22 protein-coding genes and 1 CRISPR repeat array are annotated in these 21,129 nt (G+C 39.4%); of the genes, 14 read left to right on the forward strand and 8 right to left on the reverse strand.

All coding sequences use genetic code 11. The features are described from left to right. The first annotated feature begins 116 nt into the window (after positions 1-116). Genes cas9 through cas2 form a run of 3 tightly spaced genes read left to right on the forward strand, consistent with a single transcriptional unit; the run spans position 117 to position 4,571 of the window. Positions 117-3,356 (forward strand): type II CRISPR RNA-guided endonuclease Cas9, encoded by a 3,240-nt coding sequence (cas9, locus tag Q0E08_RS07400; protein ID WP_294778488.1) that lies wholly within the window; start codon positions 117-119, stop codon positions 3,354-3,356. A gap of 2 nt (positions 3,357-3,358) precedes the next feature. After that, positions 3,359-4,258, forward strand: coding sequence for a type II CRISPR-associated endonuclease Cas1 (cas1, locus tag Q0E08_RS07405; protein ID WP_294778489.1), 900 nt, complete (start codon positions 3,359-3,361; stop codon positions 4,256-4,258). After that, positions 4,251-4,571, forward strand: a complete 321-nt coding sequence (gene cas2, locus Q0E08_RS07410; RefSeq protein ID WP_294778490.1) for a CRISPR-associated endonuclease Cas2 — start codon at positions 4,251-4,253, stop codon at positions 4,569-4,571. The genes cas1 and cas2 overlap by 8 nt, the downstream gene beginning before the upstream one ends. A gap of 97 nt (positions 4,572-4,668) precedes the next feature. After that, a CRISPR array of direct repeats spans positions 4,669-5,034; the repeat unit is 36 nt; unit sequence ATTATAACATACCAAGAAAAATTAGGGAACTACAAT. Between the two features lie 30 nt (positions 5,035-5,064). Here cas2 and Q0E08_RS08895 read toward each other — a convergent pair. Together Q0E08_RS08895 and Q0E08_RS07415 are read right to left on the reverse strand one after the other, a co-directional pair. After that, positions 5,065-5,235 (reverse strand): helix-turn-helix transcriptional regulator, encoded by a 171-nt coding sequence (locus Q0E08_RS08895; protein ID WP_366775102.1) that lies wholly within the window; start codon positions 5,233-5,235, stop codon positions 5,065-5,067. Between the two features lie 52 nt (positions 5,236-5,287). Continuing rightward, positions 5,288-6,478, reverse strand: coding sequence for a sugar MFS transporter (locus Q0E08_RS07415; protein ID WP_294778491.1), 1,191 nt, complete (start codon positions 6,476-6,478; stop codon positions 5,288-5,290). A 171-nt stretch (positions 6,479-6,649) separates the two neighbouring features. Between Q0E08_RS07415 and raiA the strand changes: the two genes are divergently transcribed. The 3 genes from raiA (at position 6,650) to Q0E08_RS07430 (ending at position 7,960) form a co-directional block, all read left to right on the forward strand. Continuing rightward, entirely contained in the window at positions 6,650-7,198 is a 549-nt protein-coding gene (raiA, locus tag Q0E08_RS07420; RefSeq protein ID WP_294778492.1) for a ribosome hibernation-promoting factor, HPF/YfiA family, read from the forward strand. Positions 7,199-7,317: 119 nt separating this feature from the next. Continuing rightward, on the forward strand, positions 7,318-7,683 hold the full coding sequence (locus Q0E08_RS07425) for a type II toxin-antitoxin system RelE/ParE family toxin (protein ID WP_294778493.1): 366 nt from the start codon (positions 7,318-7,320) through the stop codon (positions 7,681-7,683). Position 7,684: 1 nt separating this feature from the next. Further along, positions 7,685-7,960 carry a helix-turn-helix domain-containing protein gene (locus Q0E08_RS07430; RefSeq protein WP_294778494.1) on the forward strand — a complete coding sequence of 92 codons (276 nt, stop codon included), beginning with the start codon at positions 7,685-7,687 and terminating at the stop codon, positions 7,958-7,960. A 46-nt stretch (positions 7,961-8,006) separates the two neighbouring features. Here Q0E08_RS07430 and Q0E08_RS07435 read toward each other — a convergent pair whose 3' ends face one another. Next, positions 8,007-8,363, reverse strand: a complete 357-nt coding sequence (locus tag Q0E08_RS07435; RefSeq protein WP_294778495.1) for a molecular chaperone Hsp90 — start codon at positions 8,361-8,363, stop codon at positions 8,007-8,009. A 124-nt stretch (positions 8,364-8,487) separates the two neighbouring features. On the opposite strand from Q0E08_RS07435, the gene Q0E08_RS07440 reads away from it, so the two are divergent. Both Q0E08_RS07440 and thrH read left to right on the forward strand, forming a co-directional pair. Continuing rightward, positions 8,488-11,130 (forward strand): glycosyl hydrolase family 95 catalytic domain-containing protein, encoded by a 2,643-nt coding sequence (locus Q0E08_RS07440; protein WP_294778496.1) that lies wholly within the window; start codon positions 8,488-8,490, stop codon positions 11,128-11,130. Between the two features lie 24 nt (positions 11,131-11,154). Then, complete coding sequence (thrH, locus tag Q0E08_RS07445) at positions 11,155-11,754, forward strand: bifunctional phosphoserine phosphatase/homoserine phosphotransferase ThrH (RefSeq protein ID WP_294778497.1); 600 nt, start codon at positions 11,155-11,157, stop codon at positions 11,752-11,754. A gap of 84 nt (positions 11,755-11,838) precedes the next feature. Here thrH and Q0E08_RS07450 read toward each other — a convergent pair whose 3' ends face one another. Continuing rightward, complete coding sequence (locus Q0E08_RS07450) at positions 11,839-13,068, reverse strand: ATP-binding protein (RefSeq protein ID WP_294778498.1); 1,230 nt, start codon at positions 13,066-13,068, stop codon at positions 11,839-11,841. A gap of 348 nt (positions 13,069-13,416) precedes the next feature. On the opposite strand from Q0E08_RS07450, the gene Q0E08_RS07455 reads away from it, so the two are divergent. Continuing rightward, the gene (locus tag Q0E08_RS07455) at positions 13,417-13,959 is read left to right on the forward strand and encodes a QueT transporter family protein (protein WP_294778499.1); all 543 of its coding nucleotides are present in this window, start codon (positions 13,417-13,419) and stop codon (positions 13,957-13,959) included. A gap of 50 nt (positions 13,960-14,009) precedes the next feature. Here Q0E08_RS07455 and Q0E08_RS07460 read toward each other — a convergent pair whose 3' ends face one another. Together Q0E08_RS07460 and Q0E08_RS07465 are read right to left on the reverse strand one after the other, a co-directional pair. Beyond that, a complete protein-coding gene (locus Q0E08_RS07460; RefSeq protein WP_294778500.1) occupies positions 14,010-14,888 on the reverse strand; it encodes a YitT family protein in 879 nt (292 codons plus the stop codon). 10 nt (positions 14,889-14,898) lie between these two features. Further along, positions 14,899-15,255 (reverse strand): NifB/NifX family molybdenum-iron cluster-binding protein, encoded by a 357-nt coding sequence (locus Q0E08_RS07465; RefSeq protein ID WP_294778501.1) that lies wholly within the window; start codon positions 15,253-15,255, stop codon positions 14,899-14,901. 146 nt (positions 15,256-15,401) lie between these two features. On the opposite strand from Q0E08_RS07465, the gene Q0E08_RS07470 reads away from it, so the two are divergent. Together Q0E08_RS07470 and Q0E08_RS07475 are read left to right on the forward strand one after the other, a co-directional pair. Continuing rightward, positions 15,402-16,388: a PAS domain-containing protein gene (locus Q0E08_RS07470; RefSeq protein ID WP_294778502.1), complete on the forward strand. Its 987-nt coding sequence runs from the start codon at positions 15,402-15,404 to the stop codon at positions 16,386-16,388. Positions 16,389-16,390: 2 nt separating this feature from the next. Next, positions 16,391-16,951, forward strand: a complete 561-nt coding sequence (locus Q0E08_RS07475; protein ID WP_294778503.1) for a hypothetical protein — start codon at positions 16,391-16,393, stop codon at positions 16,949-16,951. 9 nt (positions 16,952-16,960) lie between these two features. Here the strand turns inward: Q0E08_RS07475 and Q0E08_RS07480 are convergent, their stop codons facing one another. Together Q0E08_RS07480 and Q0E08_RS07485 are read right to left on the reverse strand one after the other, a co-directional pair. Then, positions 16,961-17,803, reverse strand: coding sequence for a patatin family protein (locus tag Q0E08_RS07480; protein ID WP_294778504.1), 843 nt, complete (start codon positions 17,801-17,803; stop codon positions 16,961-16,963). An 80-nt stretch (positions 17,804-17,883) separates the two neighbouring features. After that, positions 17,884-18,153, reverse strand: a complete 270-nt coding sequence (locus Q0E08_RS07485) for a hypothetical protein (RefSeq protein ID WP_294778505.1) — start codon at positions 18,151-18,153, stop codon at positions 17,884-17,886. A gap of 502 nt (positions 18,154-18,655) precedes the next feature. Between Q0E08_RS07485 and Q0E08_RS07490 the strand changes: the two genes are divergently transcribed. The 3 genes from Q0E08_RS07490 to Q0E08_RS07500 all read left to right on the forward strand — a co-directional run bounded on the left by Q0E08_RS07490 (position 18,656) and on the right by Q0E08_RS07500 (position 21,070). Beyond that, on the forward strand, positions 18,656-19,291 hold the full coding sequence (locus Q0E08_RS07490; protein WP_294778506.1) for a helix-turn-helix transcriptional regulator: 636 nt from the start codon (positions 18,656-18,658) through the stop codon (positions 19,289-19,291). 125 nt (positions 19,292-19,416) lie between these two features. Further along, positions 19,417-20,220 (forward strand): nitroreductase family protein, encoded by an 804-nt coding sequence (locus Q0E08_RS07495; protein ID WP_294778507.1) that lies wholly within the window; start codon positions 19,417-19,419, stop codon positions 20,218-20,220. After that, positions 20,192-21,070 carry a glycerophosphodiester phosphodiesterase family protein gene (locus Q0E08_RS07500; protein WP_294778508.1) on the forward strand — a complete coding sequence of 293 codons (879 nt, stop codon included), beginning with the start codon at positions 20,192-20,194 and terminating at the stop codon, positions 21,068-21,070. Before Q0E08_RS07495 ends, Q0E08_RS07500 begins: the two co-directional genes overlap by 29 nt. Positions 21,071-21,129 lie beyond the last annotated feature (59 nt).

The following is a 21,129-nucleotide window of genomic DNA, read 5'->3' on the forward strand; positions in this document are numbered from 1 at the left end:
TTGTTCTTATAACATACCAAGAACAATTGGGTTACTACAAAAAGGTAGAAAACCGAAAAGCTCTGACGGCTCCTTTTTGGAGCCGTTATCTTTTTCTATCAAAAAGGAGAAACATTATGAAGTACGGTATCGGATTGGATTGCGGAATTGCATCTGTTGGCTATTGTGTAACAGAACTTGATTCAAATGATGAGCCTAAAAGAATTGTTCGTCTTGGTTCGAGAATTTTTGACAAAGCCGAGAATCCAAAAGACGGCAGTTCACTTGCAAAGCCGAGGAGAGAGGCGAGGGGACTTCGCCGAAGAATAAGACGCCATCAACACAGGCTTCAACGCATTAGGCATATGCTTGTAAGTGATGGAATTGTGACTCAAGATGAACTTGATACAATGTTCCAAGGTCAACTGTCCGATATATATGAAATAAGAACAAGGGCTCTTGATGAACCGATAAGCAATGTTGAGTTTGCAAGGGTGCTTATTAATCTTGCACAAAGAAGAGGCTTTAAGTCAAACAGAAAAGTTGACGAAAACACAAAGGATAAAGAAACAGGTAAACTCCTTGGAGCTATTGAAAAGAATAGGGAAAACATTGCTCAAAACGGCTATCGCACAGTCGGCGAAATGCTGTATAAGGACGAAAGATATTCAAAGTACAAGCGTAACAAAGGCGAGGACTACCTCAACACGGTGTCTCGTGATATGATTGCCGATGAAATAAAAATGATTTTTTCTGCTCAACGCAGTTTCGGTATGCCTTTTGCAGCGGAAGAAATTGAAACAAAATACACGGATATAGTTATGTCGCAAAGACCGTTTGATTTAGGTCCGGGCGAGGGTAACGAAAAATCTCCGAGTCCGTATTCAGGCAACCAAATTGAAAAAATGGTTGGCAGATGTACTTTCTTCCCTGAAGAATATCGTGCGGTAAAAGCAAGCTATTCTTTTCAGCTTTTTTCGCTTTTGCAGGGAATAAACAATATCACCTTGATTGATGACGGAGGCAACGCATTTTTTCTTTCGCAGCAGGAGCGTAATGAATTAAAGGAATATTGTTTTAAAACTAAGTCGGTTACTTACGCTTCAATAAGAAAAAAACTGAAGATTTCGCCTGATTTCAAATTTAAGAACATTACTTATACCGAAAAAGGCGTTGAGGAGTCGGAGAAAAAGACAAAATTTCAACATCTGAATATTTATCATCAAATGAAAAGCATATTGGGCGATGCTATGAATTCGCTCTCACATGATGAACTTGATGAAATCGGCAGAATATTTACATTCTATAAAAACGATACAAAGATTATTGAAGCACTCCAAAAAACAGACATAGACAAGGGTCTTTATCCCGCACTTTTGAATCTTCCGTCATTTAGCAAAACAGGGCACATCAGTGTTAAGGCGTGCAAATTGCTTATTCCGTTTTTGGAAGAAGGTAAAACATACAACGAGGCTTGCGAATGTGCAGGTCTGGATTTCAAGGCACACGGCAATGCCGAAAAGCAAATGTTGCTTCCGCCAAAATCAGATGAACTTGATGACATCGTTAATCCTGTTGTAAGGCGTGCGGTGTCACAAACCGTTAAGGTTGTAAATGCAATAATCAGAGAAATGGGAGCTTCGCCTACTTATCTTAATATAGAACTTGCACGAGAACTTTCAAAGAGCAAGAAAGAGCGAGATGAGATTGAGAAAAATTATCTGCTTAACAGAGCTAAAAATGAAAAGATAAAGAAAGAGATTGTTGATAATTTTGGCTTTGAGCCAAAGGGTCAGGATATTGTTAAGCTAAAACTCTATCATGAGCAAGACGGAATTTGTCCGTATTCATTAGATCCTATTAAATATGACAGATTGTTTGAGGTTGGATATGTGGATATTGACCATATAATTCCGTACAGTGCTTGCTTTGACGACAGTTACAACAATAAAGTTTTGACTTTCTCTTCCGAAAACAGACAAAAAAGAAATCGTGTTCCGCTTGAATATTTGGCTGAAAATAAAAAATCGGATTATCGTGTTTGGGTAAACAGCAATATCCGAAATTACAGAAAAAAGCAGAATTTGCTTAAAGAACATTTTACCGAAAAGGACAAAGAGGACTTTAAGCAAAGGAATCTTAACGACACAAAATATTTGAGCAGAGTTCTTTATAATTACATAAATGACAATTTGATTTTTGAGGATTTTGCAAACGGCAGAAAACGACATGTTATTTCTGTTAACGGTGCCGCAACGGCTTATATGCGTAAATGTTGGGGTATTGACAAAATCAGAGAAAACGGTGATTTGCACCATGCTGTGGACGCTGCGGTTATTTCTTGCGTAACTCAAGGAATGGTGAACAAAATTTCAAAATATTCGTTTGACAGAGAGACTATGTTTGATGTTGATTATCGCACAGGAGAGGTCAAAGAGCGTTTCCCGCTTCCGTATCCGAACTTCAGGAAAGAACTCGAAGCAAGAAGCGAAATTGAAGATGAAAAGCGACTTAAAAGTGTGCTGTTGTCATTTTCAAATTACAGCTATGACGATGCCGAAAGTGCAAAGCCTGCTTTTGTTTCTCGTATGCCTCGCCGAAAGGTTACGGGCCCTGCACATAAGGACACAATTCGTTCGGGCAAGGTTGACGGATATAAAATTTCAAAGGTTGAGTTGACATCACTTAAACTCAAAAACGGTGCTATCGAGAATTATTATAATCCCGAAAGTGATACTTTGCTTTATAATGCACTGTTGCAACGACTTGTTGAGTTTGACGGAGATGCAAAACAAGCATTTGCAGAGGAGTTCCACAAGCCAAAAGCAGACGGAACGCCGGGTCCGATTGTAAAGAAAGTGAAAATTATTGAGCGTTCGTCGTCAAGCGTTAAGGCAAGAAATGAAAACAAACTCGGAATTGCAGATAACGGCTCAATGATTCGTATAGATGTATTCTATGTTGAAAATGACGGCTATTATTTTGTGCCGATTTATGTTGCCGATACTATAAAGCCGACATTGCCTAATTTGGCTTGTGTTCAGGGTACAAAGCCGTGGAAAGAAATGGACGATAAAGACTTTGTGTTCTCGTTATATCCAAATGATTTAATTCGTATAACGGCTAAAAAAGATATGAAATTCAATGTGGCTAATAAAGACAGCACTTTGCCGGCAAATAAATATGGAAATGAGTTGTTGTTGTATTATGGCGGAGCAGATATATCCACCGCAAGTATAAATGGAATAACTCACGATAACTCATATAAGTTTAAAGGCTGTGGTGTTAAATCATTGGTTAATATTGAAAAGTATACCGTTGACCCGCTTGGAAATGTTAACAAGGTAAACAAAGAAAAGCGAATGTATTTTAATTAATTATGGCTTACAGAAATATTTTTATTGCCAACGAAGCAAAATTGAAATTAAGAAATAATCAGTTGATAGTTTTCAATGGCGAGGAACTTTCGTTCCCTATTGAGGATATTCGTTCAATCGTGGTCGACAATCCGTACACTTCGCTTACGGGTAAGTTGATGGCAAAACTTGCTGATGACGGAGTATGTGTGATTATATGCAACGACAAGCACATTCCGTCTTGCGAGCTTTTGCCGATAGGCTCATATTGTCGAATGAACAAGCGAATAAACCTTCAGTTTTCTCAATCGAAGCCACGGCTTAAAAAGATTTGGCAAAAAATTGTGCAGGCAAAAATCAATAATCAAGCAAAATGCCTTGAACTTAATGAAATTGATGAGGCACAAACTCTGTATTCGATTTCAAAAAATGTTGCATCGGGAGATACAACAAACAGAGAGGGCTATGCTGCAAGATTGTATTTTAAATCGCTTTTTGGTGATGATTTTAAACGAGATGACGAAACCGGCATAAACGCCGCACTTAATTACGGATATGCGATTTTGCGTTCGTTTATTGCCAAAACAATTGTTGCTTACGGGCTTGAGCCGTCACTCGGCATACATCACAAAAGCCAGCTTAATCAATTTAATTTGGCAGATGATATTATTGAGCCGTATCGGCCGATTATTGACAATTTTGTTTATCAAAATTATGTTGACTGGGGCGAAGAATTCTTTACTCCGCAAAAAGCCGAACTTCAACTTTTGCTAAACTGTGCGACCGAAATTGACGGCAACCGTCACAGCGTGGCAAATGCAATAGAACTTACAGTTCAAAGCATAATTTCTTCGTTTGAAAATGAAGAAATTGCATTGAAATTACCGAATTTGATTGATATATCATATTTTAATTATGACTAAGTTTATGAGGATGATTGTATTCTTTGACCTGCCGGTTACAGAAAAAGCCGCACAAAAGGCGGCAACTAAATTCAGAAATTTTCTTATCAATGATGGCTATTTAATGGTTCAGTATTCAGTTTATTCAAGAGTTTGCAATGGATATGATGCGGTTAAAATGCATGAAAAACGGCTGAAACAGCATTTGCCGCCAAACGGCTCGGTGCGATTGCTTACTATTACCGAAAAACAGTACGAATCTATGCAAATTTTGCTCGGCGAATATATCCAATCGGACATTCCCGTTGCATATGAGCAGTTAACTTTATTGTAAAAAAGAGAAAAAGCGCAGCAGAAAATTAATTCTGTTGTGCTTTTTTATCTCGAATTTTTCTCGAAATGCCCTAATTTACTGTGCCTTTTGTTCCCATATTATAACATACCAAGAAAAATTAGGGAACTACAATTTCCTCGAGAATGGTAGTTATCATTCATCGATTATAACATACCAAGAAAAATTAGGGAACTACAATCTCTGCGATACAGTTGGCACTACGCCGAACAATTATAACATACCAAGAAAAATTAGGGAACTACAATTATTGTAAATTGTCTTCCGGAAATGTCACTATTATAACATACCAAGAAAAATTAGGGAACTACAATGCCTCGAATACCTTATCTACCTCACTAAGCATTATAACATACCAAGAAAAATTAGGGAACTACAATGTTAAAGGATTCCATTGCCCAATTCACAAATTATAACATACCAAGAAAAATTAGGGAATTACAATTGTTTTATTTGTCATAGGTTAGCGAAAAAACTATTTTGTGCCTAATGATAGTATTTTTTCAATTACTAACTGTTCGCACCATTCAGGACATTTACGGGTGCCGTTTTCCCAATTCTGTAAAGTCCTTAAAGGTATTTTTGTAAGTTCGGAAGTTTTGGCTTGCGTTAATTTAACCGATTTTCTCGCCTCTTTTATTGTCATTTGTCTAACTCCTTTCGTTTATACTATAATTTATCCAAATCAATAAATTTAGTCAGGCTTTGGTTTTTGTTGAGAATTTGCCGAGGAGTTTGGTGCTCAGCAGCAGGATAATCGGGAAGATTGTGGCGACGAGGATGCCGACTTTTAGGTTATCCTCTGCCATTGACGACACGAAGCCGACAAGGCTTGGGCCTGCACTGCATCCGAGGTCGCCGCCGAGTGCGAGCAATGCAAACATTGCCGTGCCGCCTTTGGCGAGCATTGCCGATGAAATCGAGAATGTTCCCGGCCACATAATTCCCACGCAGAAGCCGCAAATCGAGCAGCCTATCAGCGACAGTGCCGGTATCGGTGAAAGTGATACAACTAAATACGCTCCGATACACACAATGCACGAAACAGGGATTAATTTCTTTTGCGGAATTCGGTCGCCGAATTTGCCGTAAAGTGCTCGTGATGTGCCCATCAGCAATGCGAACGAAAGCGGACCTGCAAGGTCACCGACCGTTTTGGAAATTCCCAAGCCCTCTTTTGCAAAAGTTGACACCCATTGCGAAATTGCCTGCTCGCTTGCACCTGAGCAAACCATCATTATAAACAGAATTATGAACACCTTTGATGTGAACAACTCTTTTATGCTCATACCTTTTTCGTCGGTATCAATAAGATTTGCTATTGGTACTTTTGCAAAAACAATGCCGTTGATTATTGGTAATATTGCCCAAATTACAGCTACAATTCGCCAATTTTCGATGCCGAAAATATTGAAAAACACGGTGCTTAACAGCACGACCGCCATATGTCCCCAGCAGTAAAACGAGTGCAAAAGGCTCATTGCTTTTTCCTTGTTATCGGTTGGGCACGCTTCAACTATCGGGCTGACCAAAACCTCTAAAATTCCGCCTCCGACAGCGTAAATCATAACCGAAATCAGCAGTCCGACAAACGGACTTGGTAATACAAACGGCAGTACGGCAAGGCTTGCCAAACCGAGTGCCGACAGAAAATGTGCCAAAACCATTGATGTGCGGTAGCCGACTTTGTCGATTGCCTTTGCCGACAGCAAGTCAACCAAAAGTTGAACCGTGAAATTGAAAGAAATCAGCAATGTAATTTGCGACAGCGGAATGTCGAATTCTTTTTGAAAAGTAACAAACAGCAATGGCGCAAAATTGTTGACTATTGCCTGAACTATGTATGCTGTGAAGCAAGCGTTGACGGTTGACTTGAAATTCTGTTTCATATTTTTACCTTTTTTTTAAAAAATAATGCGTGAATTTGTCATACACACATCAATTCTATTATATCATAAAAAAGGAATTTTACAATACTTTTATTAGTTCGCAATACAGGGTATAATGATTGTAGGGAGAAAAGATATTTCTCTCACTATTGTTCGAATGGAGGCATAAGTATGATTAACATTACAGCAAGAGGCTTCGATTTGAAGCAGGGCGCAAAAGACGGCATTGAAAAGGAACTCAAGAGAATTGAAAGAATGCTGCCGGATAACGCAACATTTGATGTTACGCTCAGCAAGGAGCGTGGAGAATACGAATGTGATATTACGGTGAAAAATGTCGGCTCTTTCATCAGAGGTGAAGCAAGAGCAGACCGCATTGAGCCGGTTGTTGATATGGCGGTTGATGATTTGAAGCGTAAACTTCGCAAACTCAAGACCTTCTTTGTTGACAAAAAACGCAAAGGCGGAATTGATGAAATCGCAACTGCATTTGATGATTTGGATGAAGATGTTACAATGGACGATTTTGACCAAGTTTATTACGATTCGGTCGATGTCAACAGAATTAAGCACATCACACCAAATACAATGACGGACGATGAAGCAATCGTTCAGATGGAAATGCTCGGACACACATTCTTCGTGTACATCGGCATAGACGGCGAAACAAAGATAGTTTACAAGCGTAAAAACGGTTACGGCGTTCTCGTTTGTGACTGATTCATAATGATTAACTCAAAAAATACGATGTCCGTGAGGGCATCGTTTTTTTGTTGACTTATGATAGCATTTGTGCTATCATAAGTATAGATTAGGAAAGAAAAAAGAGAAACATAAATATGTTCAATGTTGAGTTTTATGAAAATCAAAGTGGCGAAAGTGAACTTTGGAATTTTTTAGAGGAGTTGCGAGATAAATCCGCAACAAGCAAGGATTCTCGCATACAATATAAGCAAATAGTTTTTTATATTGAATTGTTACAAAATAATGGTACAAATTTGGGGGACAATATTACAAAGCATCTTGGTGACGGAATTTGGGAATTACGACCGGGCAACAACAGAGTTTTTTATTTCTTTGCACAACAAGATACTTTTGTCTTGCTGCATCATTTTAGAAAGAAATCACAAAAAACTCCTAAAAGAGAAATAGAAAAAGCAAGGGCAGAACGAACTGATTACCTTAACAGAAGAAAGGGTGGTTGATATGAAAAATTGGAACGATTACAAAAATTATGCAAAAAGCGTTGACGAGCAGGCTAAAAGTGATATTGAACAAATGGAAGAACTTGCCTCAATAGTCGGTGCAATAATTGATAAAAGGAATGAACTGGGCTTATCTCAAAGGCAGTTGGCTGAAATTTGCGGAATTCCTCAATCCTCGGTTGCACGAATTGAAACATTAAAAACTACTCCGAATTTGGATACATTATTAAAAATAATGCAACATTTGGGATTGAAATTAACCGTGTCTGTTGCATAAAAAAACGATGCAGTCACTCGACTGCATCGTTTTTTTGTTTGTGTATTTATTTTGAAGAAATGATGAGTTTGAGGACTTCCTGTGCGGCGGAGCAGGCAGGGCAATCGCAGAATTTTTCGCCTTTTGCCTGAAGTTCTTTTGCGTGTGCAAGGAATTCTTTTGCGGTTTCTTCACCGAATTCCTCTGTTGCCTGCGGTGAAGCCATAAATTCAACCATTGCGTCAACGGGGATGATGTCTGCCTTAATTTCGTCAACAAGTTCTCTGAACTTTTTGTCCTCTCTTGTTGTGCCGACTGCAACGAGGTATTCCTCGGCTTTTTCTTTAAGTTCCGCACAGCAGGACGGTGCGGCTGCCATTTCTCTGATTTTGTCGATAATTTGATATTTAAGCTCTTGTGTCATAATGATTACTCCTTTTATACTTTATATTATAATTGTAACATTACATTTATCGGTTGTAAAGGTTGAAAATCATTTTTTACTTTGGTATAATAAAATATAAATTATATGAAAAAGGGGAATTGTTGTGAGAAAGTTAAAGAAGTTAACGGCTGTTGTGCTCAGCGGTGTTATTGCCGCAGGCTTTGTCGGTTGCGGTGCGTCAAAAAATCAAACTGCCGCAGTGCAGGAATTATTTACGGACAGCACAAAAATTTCGTACAGTCTTGACTATAAAGAATTAAAAGAGAACAGTAAGAATAAAACCAAAACATGGCGTGAGGGTATGGTTTCGGGCAACGGCTTGCAGGGATTTATCGAGAGTGGTTCGCCATACGAGGACACATTTATTTTTCAAAATATGCACTTCATTATGCCTAACAAAAATATTCGTACCTGTCCCGATACCTCAAACGAACTTGAAACAGTTAAGCAAAGCATCGTTAAAGGTGAAGATATAACGGACGATGCGTCTTACGATGAAGTATACAGCTTTCATCCGGGCGGCCAACTCCGTATTTCTATGGACGGCAAAGGTGCAAAAGATTACATCCGCTACACTGATTTTGAATCTTCGCAGGTCGGTGTGAGATTTACGGATGAAAACGGCACTTGGGACAGAACTTCGTTTACTTCAATGGCAGACGGTGCGGTTATAACAAAGTTGTCGCAGTCGTCGGAGGCGGCTCAGCTTAATGTTACATTGACGCTTGATGACCTTTCGACCATGGCGAATTTCGGCGACGGCGGCGAAGCGGATATGGAATACAAAAAGGTTGTTGACATTAACGCCAACACGATTTCGCTTGTTGCACATTATCCAAATTACGAAAACAGCGAACTGAAAAACGGCGGATATGTTACAACTACTTATGTTGTGACCGACGGTACAAAGGAAAAGGTTGAACTTGAAAAGAAGAACAAGGAAGACATTTTCCGTGGTCAAAACAGCGGTATCAAAATTACAAATGCCGAAAATATTTATCTTATCACAATAAGCGACAGAACCTATAATATGGGAAGCCTTGATGAATTTGAGAACAAGGACAGCTACGAACTTGTTGATGAACTTACTGATAAGGCAAAAGCCGTTGAGGACAAATATGACGGCAAAGACGGTTTTGACTACGAAAAAGCACTCAAAAAGCATCTTGAAATTTATCAGCCGCAATTTGATGCAGTTACTCTTGAACTTGAGGACAGCGACGAGTCAAACGAAAAACTCCTTAAAGAGCAAAAGGGCGAGGACGAGCTTTCTGCCGCACTTGCACAGCGTTCATATTATGCAGGCAGATACGCATATCTCTGCTGTTCGGGTTATTCCACAAGCAGACTTTACGGAATGTGGACAGGCGAGTTCAACACCGGTTGGGGAAGCAAGTACACAATGGACGCAAATGTGAATTTGCAGACTTCGTCAATTAACACGGGTAACATTTCGTCATCTCCGATCGGATATACATATTTTATTCTCCGTCAGCTTCCCGATTGGGAGGAAAACGCAAAGGCAACTCACGGCTTTACGGACGCTATCCAAGCACCCGTAAACACCGACGGCGACAAGGCGGTTATCACAGAAACTTGTTATCCTTATCCGTTCAGATATTGGAATGCGGGCACATCGTGGATGATTGAACCTCTTTACGAAACCTTGCAAACCTACGGAAATATTCAAATTCCGCTTTCCGAAGAGTTTGATTTGAACAAGCTGAAATCCGTGCTTTCTATTGATGAAAACGATATTGCAAAATACAAAAAGCAAGGCTATATGATGCTTGAAGAGGACATTTTGTTGCCTCTTCTTACAAAGTCGGCAAATTATTGGGCACAGCTTTTGACTCCTGAATATTACACCGATAAAGACGGTGGAATTCATTATGAAAAAGGCAAAACAAAGCTGAATGACGGCGAAACATATTGTATTCTTCCGTCATATTCGCCTGAAAACAATCCGTCAAATTACGACAGTCCGTCAGACGCAAACTGTGCTATTGACATTTCGGCTTGCAGAAATAATCTTGAAATGTTAAAGGCTGTTATGGCTGATGTAACGCCGGACAACAGCTTTGCAAAATGGCAAAATCTTATGGACAAGTTGCCGCCGTATATTTATGACGAAACAGGTGCTCTCAAAGAGTGGGCAACCACAAGTTTTGAAGAAAACAACGAGCACAGACATTTGAGCCATCTTTATTGTGCATGGCCGCTGTTTGAAACACAGCATAACGAGGAACTTACAAAGGCTTGTGAGCAGGCTATCGCAAACAGAGAAAGCGAAAACGAGGCTTCGCATGCGCTTGTTCACCGTTCGCTTATTGCCGCAAGATTAAAGGACAGAGATGCACTTACCGACGCACTATTGAAGCTTCAAAATCATAAAATAAGATATGATTCTTTGATGACAAATCACGATTACGATAAAGGCAGTTGCTATTGCACCGACTTTGCAATCGGTTATCTCGGAATAGTTAACGAAGCACTTGTTTATTCAAACGAGGGCGAAATCGGACTTCTTCCCGCACTCCCGACTTCCGGTTTTGACAAAGGCACGGTTAAAGGCATTAAGGCACGAACAAGAGCAACGGTTGACAGTCTTTCGTGGGATATGAACGCAGGCAGCGTTGAAGCAACAATCACTTCCGACATTGACCAACAAATCAAAGTCACATACGGCGATACGGAAAAGACACTCGACTTTAAAGCCGGAGTGCCGCAAACAGTTAATTTTTAAATTTTTATATTTGGAGGACATATTATGAACATCGTTTGTTTGGATATGGAGGGCGTACTCGTTCCTGAAATTTGGATTGCATTTGCAGAGGAAACAGGTATTCCCGAACTTAAACTTACAACCCGTGACGAACCTGATTATGACAAGCTTATGAATTACAGACTTAAAATTCTTAAAGAGCATGGCTTGGGACTCAAAGAAATTCAAGAGGTTATCGCAAAAATCGACCTTATGCCGGGTGCAAAGGAATTTTTGGACGAACTCAGAAGTATCACACAGGTTATCATTTTGTCAGACACTTTTGAGCAATTTGCAACACCGCTTATGAAAAAGCTTGACTGGCCTACAATTTTCTGCAACACTCTTGAGGTTGCCGAAAACGGCGAAATCACAGGATTCAAGATGCGTTGTCCGCAGTCAAAACTCACAACGGTTAAGGCACTTCAGTCAATCGGATACGACACTATCGCAAGCGGCGACAGCTTCAACGACCTCGGTATGATTCAGGCAAGCAAGGCAGGATTTTTGTTCAAATCCACCGATGCAATCAAAAAGGATTATCCTGATATTCCTGCTTATGAGGAATACAGCGACCTTCTTGACGCAATCAAAAAAGCATTATAAGATAAAAACGGTGTATCATCTCGATACACCGTTTTTAATTGTATATCAGCAAATCGGTTTATAAGTAATTGAAAGATATTTTGGTTAAAATGATTGTTTATTGGTTATAAAATCCATTAAATTAACATGATTTATACCGTTTCGATGTTGCAGTAAATAATCTGTTGTAATCACATATTTTGGATAATTGTCTTTGATTTTTTCAAGAGGCTTGTATTCTCTGTCTTCGGTGTCTTTACTTTCGTTAATAGTGTAAGATACCTGCACATAAGCGTAATTTAGGTTGTTGTCTCTTAAAATAAAATCACATTCCAGCTTTCCGATTTTGCCAATGCTTACTTCATAATTTCTGCTTCTTGCATAGATGTAAACAATGTTTTCAAGAGCGGGACCGTAGTTAATTCTGTTGTCGGTATTGGTTGCAAAATAAAAGGAAGTGTCTGCCAAATAGTATTTTTTCTCACCCGTAAGTGATTTTTTTGATTTCATATCAAATCGTTTGCATTCGTATAGGATTTTTGCATCAGTAAGTGCCTTAATATACCTGTCAAGAGTGGTACGCTTTATTTTTATGCCATCTTTTTCAAGAGCGTTTTGCAAGCTCGTAATACTCATAGTTGCACCGTAGTTGTTGATTATAAAATCTCTTACTTTGACAAACGCCTCTCGATTATTAATTTTGATTCGAGTCTTTATGTCTTTGTCGAAAATCTCGCTTATAACGGATTTGACATAAGTTCTTTTATCCGCAAGATTGTCATATTGAATTGCCAAAGGGAAACCGCCTTCGAGCAAATAGTTGTTGAGTTCTATTGTTAAGTTGGCATTAATCGGTTTGCCATAAAACTTTTTTATGTCAATATATTCTTCAAAGCTAAGCGGAAACATCTCAAATTCAATATATCTGCCTGTTAATTTGGTTGCAAGCTCACCGCTGAGCAAATATGAATTGGAGCCGGTAATGAAAATTGAAAATTCTCCGTCACCACGGTATGCGTTTATTACTTCTTCAAAATTCTTGACATTTTGTATTTCGTCAACAAATACATATTTCAAACCGTCAGCTTTAGACTTCGATTCCAATAATTCGTCAAGTTGATCATCGGTTTTAACTTTTCTATATTTACGGCTGTCTAAATCTAAAAAGATAATGTTTTCGTCTTTAACGCCTTTAGCGGTCAATTCTTCTATAATGGTTTTCATAAGAGATGATTTTCCGCATCGTCTTACACCGGTTATAACTTTTATGATTTCCGCATCATCATAAAAAGCTCTGATTTTGTTCAAATAGTTTTCACGCTTGAAAAGTGTCATATTATTCACCTCAACATAATTATATGCAATAAAACACAAAAAATCAAGTTAAGGGGACAGAAAATGCAAAAATGATAAAAAATGTCCCCTTAACTCGATTAAAAATTGTTTTGATTGCAGTTTTGTTGAAATCAGAATGGCTTTTTATTGAACAGAATAAAATTTTTATAATTATACTCTTGAAAATCTCATTTAGTGTGTTATAATAACAACCGTTAATCTATATAAGCGATTTAGCCGATAGTGGTTAAATATAGGGGTTAACATTGCGGTACTTGGCACAAACCCGCAATATTAGTGGTATTTTCGCTGTACTACTCGTAAAAACAAAACTAAGGAGAATTTGATATGAGTATCAAAAAGAAGAACGCTTTTATTGCACAAACGGCAATAATTGCGGCAATGTACGCTGCGCTTACTTATGCGCAAAATCTTATTTTACCCGGCACAACAACCATGGCTGTGCAGTTCAGAGCATCGGAGGCACTCAATGTTTTGGCATTGTTCACTCCTGCCGCTATTCCGGGGCTTACGCTCGGATGCGTTATCTCAAACCTCGCAAGTATCGGACAGGGCTTGCCGCTTGATATGATTTTCGGCTCGTTGGCAACTCTCGGCTCGGTTACTTGTATGTATTTTTTGAGAGAGGTTAAGGTCGGCAAATATCCGCTTCTTGCAATGCTTATGCCGGCAATTTGGAACGGTGTTGTCATCGGCTGGGAAATTGAGCATTTCTTTATTGAAGGCAAGTTTGAATTTGTAGGCTTTCTCACACAGGGCGGATGTGTTGCCCTCGGTGAACTTGGCGTTATGGCTGTGCTCGGCACTGCACTTTATTTTGTGATTATCAAAAACAATCTTCACAAAACAATTATCAAAAAACCACAATAAAATAAAAATAATGCGTATGCTTGGAGCGAACAGGCATACGCATTTTTTTATTAGTCTTTTTTCTGCTTTGCACCGAAAATGTCGGCAACTTCGGTGATGGAGATGTATGCTCCGGGGTCAACCGAATGTATGATTTCTCTCATTTTACCGATTTGAAATCTGTTGAGCACAAAGTAAATAACGGTTTTGTTGCTGTCGGAATAATAGCCTTTTGCGTCAAAAAATGTAATTCCGTTTTCAAACTCTTTTGAGAGTTTTTCGCAAATTTCTTCGTGCTTTTCCGTGATAATCATTGCCGATTTTGAACGGTCAAAGCCCTCAACTATGTAGTCGATTACCTTGAGTGCAACAATATATGTTACTATGGAATACAGCGGCAAAATCCAGCTGTGATATATAATTCCGCACACGATATACAAAATAACATTGTATATCATTACGAAAGTTCCAACCGTGAGTGACAGCTTCTTTGCAAAGATAACTGCCAAAACTTCGATGCCGTCCATAGCTCCGCCGTAGCGGATTGCAATACCGCTTCCCGCACCGGAAATGAGTCCGCCGAACACCGCACAAAGGAACAAATCGTCTTTTGCAAAAGGCGACAAAAACGAAACATCAACGGGGAGCACATCCGTTATCAGCCATGCAGACAGCGAATAAATCGCAACTACATACACGGCATAAACGGTGAAAACCCAACCTTGTTTTTTTGCACCGAATAAAAATATCGGAATGTTCAGCACGGCAAGGAACAGCGAAAGCGACATCCAATCGGGCGTCAACTGACCCAAAAGCATTGATGTGCCCGATATTCCGCTGTCGTACAATTTAACGGGCGCCAAAAACATCGTGACGCCTATTGCATTGACTATTCCGGCAACGGTGAGCATGAGAATGTTTTTTATTTTGATTTGCTTTAAAAATTTCATAATCCGTCCTTTATGAGTCGTGGTGATCGTGCTTGTGGTTGCAATTCGCCTTGCTGTTTTGCTCCATTTCTCCGTGCAAAAACTTGATTACGGCAGAATCGCAGTTGCCTGTATTGCCTGCATAAATTGTAATTCCTGCGGCTTCAAGCGAATCAACGGCTCCTTGACCGAGATTGCCGCAAATGAGGGTGTCAACGCCTATTTCCTTGATGTAGCCTGCAATTCCGTGATGAGAGTGCTTGCCCATACTTTCAAGGTGAACCTTTTGAATTTCGCCGTCGGTGCTTGTTTCGTACACCTTCATATACTGTGTTTTGCCGAAATGCTGATTTATTATTCCGTTGTCATATGTTACTGCTATTATCATAATTTTTCCTCGCTTAGATTATTTATTTGATTATACATTATTTTGCAACTTTTAACAAGGTGAGTAATTGTAAAAAAATTATATACGCTGTTTCATTTGTTAATTGTTTTGGTTATAATAGTTTTGTACAGAAAGGAAATTTGATTATGAGCATTGAAGAAGTAAACAAATCATTGGAAAAACTGAAAACCCTGCCTAAGGTTGATTATTCAAAAAAAGACGAGCTTGCACAAAAATTGATTAATACCGTCGGTCATCCGCTTTATACTCTTAACAAAGAAAACGAGGCACTTAAAAGTCTTATTGAAAAAGCACACAAGGCACTTGACAACGGTTGGGAACTTGACGAGGTGTTTAATGACATTCGTGATGTGTCAATCCATTATGCCGAAAAGGGAGATTTGCTCTATCCGCTTTTAAAGGTGAAGTATGAAATTTCCGGTCCGAGCGATGTTATGTGGACCACGGATGATGAAATCAGGGACGATATTAATGCTCTTGCAAAAGATGTTGAGCGTGGGGAAGAATGGAAAGAAAAATTCAAAATACTTCTCGGCAGGCTCACCCAAATGATAAGGCAGGAGGAAAAGGTGCTGTTCCCCGTGTCTGCGGTTAATTTTACCGACGAGGAGTGGCACGGCATTTACCGTGACCGATTTTCTTATGACTCGGCGTTCGGAATAAAGGAAGAAACTTGGGATGAGGTAAAGGATTTGCCGAAGAGTGCGGTAGGCTTTACCGATAAAATCAATATGCCGACAGGCAGTCTTTCGCTTGAACAAATTGAAGCACTTATGGACACAATTCCGATGGAGATAACCTTTGTTGATGTTGATGACACAAATGCTTATTACAATGATAACGGTGAAAAATTCTTTAAGCGTCCGCAAATGTCACTCGGACGCAAGGTTTATTCGTGTCATCCGCCCAAGGTTGAAGCAATGGTTAGGGCCATTATTGCCGATTTTAAATCGGGCAAACGCAATGAAGTTCAGGTTTGGAGTGAGAAAAAGAGTATGCCTATGTGCATAACTTATCGTGCGGTGCGTGACAAAAACGGTAATTATCTCGGTACTGCGGAGTTTGTGCAAAATATGACCTTTGCAAAAAATTATTTTACAAAAGGAGAATGAAAATGAGTTTATTTTTGGGCCCCGTCCATTTTTGGCTTTATGATAAAATAAAAAATCAGGAAGCGTTAACTTCGTTGATTGCCGAGCATTTCGGCAAAGGTGCCGAATATACAAAGCAATTGCCGCCGCTTGAAGAAGTTATAGATGAGGGCAACATTCACGGTTGGCTGCAATCGCAAATTACGGATGCCGAAACAAGATATGCAAGTCTTGTATCTGTGATTTTGAACGAAAATGAAAATGCCCTTGATGAAATAAAAAAAGTCGCCTATGATTTCGGCAGGCAAAACAGCCTGAACGAAAACACAGACGCAGAAAACGCATATCAAGCGTTTAATGATTTTTTTGTAAACGGTATGCCGTGCGACAGAGTGAATATGATTGTACGCAGTGATGTTAATTCGCTCAGATTTAAGGAAACAGCCGATGTTCACTCGCAGTATTGGAACGGTGACAGCTCAGTTTATTATCAAATCAGAAACGAAATTATGCGTGGAATGCTGGACGGCACAAGCATTAAATTGAAAGTTGACACAGACAGCTATGTGTTGATTAAAGAATGAATATATATTTTAATCATTTAAAAATGCTTTTATTTCATCGGCACGGTCAAGACCTTGCTTGTAGCCGAGCTGATATATTGACTCAAGTTTTGAAACATCCTTTTCAAGCGTAGAAACATTAAGCGGTGCTGCCGGTTGAATTACAAGTGCGGTGCCGTTTTCTTCGCATTGTTTTACAAACTCAAGCTGGGTATTGTACATAATGTGGCGGTTGACTGCCGCTTCACCGATTTTCGGAAATTTTTTAAAAATCTTTTTTACTTTTGGATTCATAGGACTTTTTGCATATCCCTTGCATTGCGTTAGAATTACAACTGCCTTTTTGCAGCCGTCGTCAAATGCACGCTCAAGCGGAATAGAATCTACAAGACCGCCGTCAAAAAATGTTGTTCCGCCGATTTCAACTCCGTTTGTAACGCCCGGCAGGGAACAGCTTGCTTTCAGTTCGTCACAGCCGTTTCGCATACTTTTAGGATAAAAATATTCCGGCTTACCTGTCAAACCGTTTGTTGCCACAGCACAAAGAACGGTGTTGCTTTTGTCAAATTCATCTTGATTAAGCGGAGAAATATCGTATGCAAGCTCACCGAAAATCCAGTCGGTGTTCAAAAACGAATGACCCTTTAATATGTTGCCGAGGCCCATATAATGTTTGTCGTTTGAGTAATTTACAATTATATCATGCTGACGGCGGTAGTCTTTTGCAATGTACGAGGTTGCGTTGCAACTGCCTGCCGACACCCCGATAACATACGGGAACTCAATTTCTTTTTCAATAAAAGCGTCAAGCACGCCGCTTGTGTAAATCGAACGGTTGCCGCCGCCCTCAAGTACCAATCCTGAACTGTACATATTTTTTATCACCTGTTGTTACCTATTAAAAAAGAGCAACGCACGGTTGCTCTCTTTATTGTTATGTAATGTTTAATCGATTATTCGGCGTCTGCCTTTTTCTTTGCAGCCTTCTTTTTAGGAGCAGTCTTTTTTTGTTCTGCCTTTGGTGCTTCCTCTTCAGCCTTTGCTTCTTCGGCGGCAACATCTACGATTTCAATATCGTTGTCACATTCAAAGAAATCGTTGTCGTCAAAATATTCAGGCTCTTTTTTAGCTGTGAGCTTTTGGATAGCAACATATGCGGCAGCTGCAAGAGCTACAAGAGCAGCAATTACGCTGATAACTTTAACAAATTTTTTAAATTTCATGGGTGAACCCTCCTTGATGTCATATATTCATTATAATATTTGCAAATCGTAAAGTCAATAGCAGAATTTTAAATTAATTGTCTGTTCATTATTAAAATCTGTTCAGGCTGTTGAGAAAGATTCTGAATTTCGTTTTCTTGCGAACTTTGCTGTACGATGGTACCGCTTGTGAGCAAAAAACGAAAAACGCCAAAAGTGTTGCAAACTCGATGTTTGCGACACTTTTACAATCCCTCCGAGTGCGATAAATCGCACCCACCGTCTCACCTACCGGTTCGGTCGGTGCTTCTGCATTAAAATGCAGAGGTCTCCACAGGAGACCCGCACCCTTTAAACAAGGGAGGCATTAAGCGGTTAGTTTATTTTATTGGCGTGATTCAGGGTCTTTATCGACAGTCTGAATTTTTGCTTTTGGTGTATGTAAACTTATTTTGATGTGATGTAAAAGACTTTTGGATAGACTTTTATCTATCGATTTGGTAGAATGAGGACAAGAAAGGAGATGGTTAAAACGGAAATAGGCGACAAAATACTTAAAGCGAGGAAAAATGCCGACCTTACCCAAAATCAGTTGGCAGAAATGCTCGGCGTATCGAGGCAATCGGTTTCAAATTGGGAAAATAATCGTGCATATCCCGATATTATAAGTGTTATAAAAATAAGTGACATTTGCAAAATCAGCCTTGATTCATTGCTTAAAAATGATGAAAAAATGATTAAGCACCTTGAAGAAAGTACAAATACCGTTAAAACAAAAAGCAAATACATTAAAATTGTTGAAATTGTATTTTTTGTTATTGCGTGGGCGGTGAGTCTTGTTGTTTTGTATTTTACAAGGTACGAATATCAATCGGTTGTCAACATAATTTTATATTGCGTTATGCCGCTTGTGATTATTGTTGTGTCAACATTAATCGGCAATAATTCCTGGGGGCGGGAAAAAACATTTATGCCCTATGTTTTCGGCGTGATGTACAGCACGCTTACGCTGTTTGAATATGTGTTTATTCCCGACAGCATAGGAGATAAGCACGATATAATGTATGTTGTGTTCAATTCTGCCGGTCCGCTTTTGATTTGGGGCATAGCACTTTCGTATTTGGGCATATTATTCGGAAATAAAATAAGTAAGAAGTGATTTATAAAAAGATTTACGACAAACTGCAGGCTTTATTGACAGGTTTGGATTAACGGTTTTTGTGAATCTTTTTATTATGTCTATACATTTTTATGTTTTGATGTTATAATAACCTTGGTGATGTTATGACAAACGAACAGTATATCGAAGCGATAGAAAAGCGACACTCACGCAGAGCGTACAAGCCGAAGCATTTGTCGCAGGAAATAAAAGATGTAATAAAGCAAATGGTTGATGTTGTTAACGAAAGTGCAGACCTTGATTTTTTGTTTATTGATGACGCAACCCCGTTTTTTAAGATTTTCAGCGGCAAGTTCAGTATGATTGTAATTGCCGGACCTGACAGTCAAAAAGCGAGAGAGGATTGCGGATATTACGGCGAGAGCATTGTGCTCCAATGCGTTTATCACGGGCTCGGCACTTGCTGGGTAAGCGGAACATACAATGAAAACAAGGTGTATGAGGCTATAAACCTTGCACCGGAAAAGCGAATTTATGCCGTTATTACAATCGGCTATGCAAAGGACAGTTATTCGCTTGTTGAAAAAAGCATGTACAAGGCAACGCACAAGAAAAACAAATCGTATCAGGATATGATTGAGGTGTGCGACGAAAAGTTGCCCGAGGCGTACAGTTATGGGCTTTCGCTTGTTGAAAAAGGCCCGTCTGCGGTTAACAGGCGACCTGTAAAATTCAGATACGAAAACGGCGTTTTCAGCGGTCATGTTGATGAGCCGTATTCGGATAAAAGCGTGGATTTCGGCATTGCGAAGCTTCATTTTGTTATCGGTGCAAAGGCTAAGGGCGTAAACGGCAAGTGGAATTTTGAAAATGTGTTTGAACCGATTGACAGTCGGCGTTTGAAATTTGAACCTAAAAATAATGAGGAGGATGAAATCAATGGAAGCACAGAAAAAGAAAATGAGTAAAGGCAAAAAAATATTAATTATCGTTCTTTGCATCATAGCATTTTTGCTTGTGGTTGTTGTGACGGGCGGAGCGGTTGCACTTAATAAATATTGTCAGGTTAAGGATTACACGGTTTCGTCCGCGGGAGATATTGCCAACGATCAAACCGTGATGATTGCACACAGAGGATTCAGAGCCGTTGCTCCCGAGAACACCGCTCCGGCGTTTGAAGAAGCAGGCAAGGCAGGCTTTTCGGCAATAGAGTGCGACATTTACCGCACAAAGGACGGCGTGTGGGTTATTCAGCACGACAGGCATACCTATCGTATGATGAACACAAACAAGTTTGTTGAAAAGGCAACATACGAGGAACTTAAAAATGCCGACACGGACAACGGCGTTAATATCGACAAGTATCCAAATCTTAAAATCTGCACGCTTGAAGAGTATCTTCAAATTTGTGAAAAGTACGGTATGCAGGCTGTGATTGAATTTAAGGAAGAAAACAATCACGAATATTACGGCGAAGTAATTGATTTGTGCAAAAAATATCCTGATGTAAAGGTGACATTTATTTCCTTTAAGTTCAGCGATTTGCAGGAACTTCGCAAGTTGTGTGACAATGATATGATGTACCTTGTGCAAAAAATCGAGGACGAGGACATTGAACTTGCAAAGTCGATTGACAACTGCGGAATTGATTTTAACGGCAACAAGGAAGAAAATTTTGAAAATGATGCGGCTCAAATCAAAAAGTGCCTTGACGAGGGTATGCTTGTGGGTGCATGGACAATCGATGATCCGGCGGTTATGAAAAAACTTGTTGATGTGGGCGTAAATCTTATAACTACCGATTGCATAACATATTAATATTGCAGACAAAACTTCGGTGCGTTAAATAAGCTTATGTATATAGTGGGGTGCTCGTT

It is taken from the genome of uncultured Eubacterium sp. (assembly GCF_934561735.1).
GTDB lineage: Bacteria > Bacillota > Clostridia > Oscillospirales > Acutalibacteraceae > Eubacterium_R.

Bases quoted from the DNA above. Each gene is read 5' to 3' on its own strand.
- Q0E08_RS07430 (WP_294778494.1), top strand. From the start codon at position 7,685: ATGAAAAATTGGAACGATTACAAAAATTATGCAAAAAGCGTTGACGAG.
- Q0E08_RS07435 (WP_294778495.1), bottom strand. From the start codon at position 8,363: ATGACACAAGAGCTTAAATATCAAATTATCGACAAAATCAGAGAAATG.
- Q0E08_RS08895 (WP_366775102.1), bottom strand. From the start codon at position 5,235: ATGACAATAAAAGAGGCGAGAAAATCGGTTAAATTAACGCAAGCCAAA.
- Q0E08_RS07465 (WP_294778501.1), bottom strand. From the start codon at position 15,255: ATGATAATAGCAGTAACATATGACAACGGAATAATAAATCAGCATTTC.
- Q0E08_RS07450 (WP_294778498.1), bottom strand. From the start codon at position 13,068: ATGACACTTTTCAAGCGTGAAAACTATTTGAACAAAATCAGAGCTTTT.
- Q0E08_RS07495 (WP_294778507.1), top strand. From the start codon at position 19,417: ATGACAAACGAACAGTATATCGAAGCGATAGAAAAGCGACACTCACGC.
- cas1 (WP_294778489.1), top strand. From the start codon at position 3,359: ATGGCTTACAGAAATATTTTTATTGCCAACGAAGCAAAATTGAAATTA.
- cas2 (WP_294778490.1), top strand. From the start codon at position 4,251: ATGACTAAGTTTATGAGGATGATTGTATTCTTTGACCTGCCGGTTACA.
- cas9 (WP_294778488.1), top strand. From the start codon at position 117: ATGAAGTACGGTATCGGATTGGATTGCGGAATTGCATCTGTTGGCTAT.
- Q0E08_RS07485 (WP_294778505.1), bottom strand. From the start codon at position 18,153: ATGAAATTTAAAAAATTTGTTAAAGTTATCAGCGTAATTGCTGCTCTT.
- raiA (WP_294778492.1), top strand. From the start codon at position 6,650: ATGATTAACATTACAGCAAGAGGCTTCGATTTGAAGCAGGGCGCAAAA.
- Q0E08_RS07425 (WP_294778493.1), top strand. From the start codon at position 7,318: ATGTTCAATGTTGAGTTTTATGAAAATCAAAGTGGCGAAAGTGAACTT.
- Q0E08_RS07490 (WP_294778506.1), top strand. From the start codon at position 18,656: ATGGTTAAAACGGAAATAGGCGACAAAATACTTAAAGCGAGGAAAAAT.
- Q0E08_RS07470 (WP_294778502.1), top strand. From the start codon at position 15,402: ATGAGCATTGAAGAAGTAAACAAATCATTGGAAAAACTGAAAACCCTG.
- thrH (WP_294778497.1), top strand. From the start codon at position 11,155: ATGAACATCGTTTGTTTGGATATGGAGGGCGTACTCGTTCCTGAAATT.
- Q0E08_RS07460 (WP_294778500.1), bottom strand. From the start codon at position 14,888: ATGAAATTTTTAAAGCAAATCAAAATAAAAAACATTCTCATGCTCACC.
- Q0E08_RS07480 (WP_294778504.1), bottom strand. From the start codon at position 17,803: ATGTACAGTTCAGGATTGGTACTTGAGGGCGGCGGCAACCGTTCGATT.
- Q0E08_RS07455 (WP_294778499.1), top strand. From the start codon at position 13,417: ATGAGTATCAAAAAGAAGAACGCTTTTATTGCACAAACGGCAATAATT.
- Q0E08_RS07500 (WP_294778508.1), top strand. From the start codon at position 20,192: ATGGAAGCACAGAAAAAGAAAATGAGTAAAGGCAAAAAAATATTAATT.
- Q0E08_RS07415 (WP_294778491.1), bottom strand. From the start codon at position 6,478: ATGAAACAGAATTTCAAGTCAACCGTCAACGCTTGCTTCACAGCATAC.
- Q0E08_RS07475 (WP_294778503.1), top strand. From the start codon at position 16,391: ATGAGTTTATTTTTGGGCCCCGTCCATTTTTGGCTTTATGATAAAATA.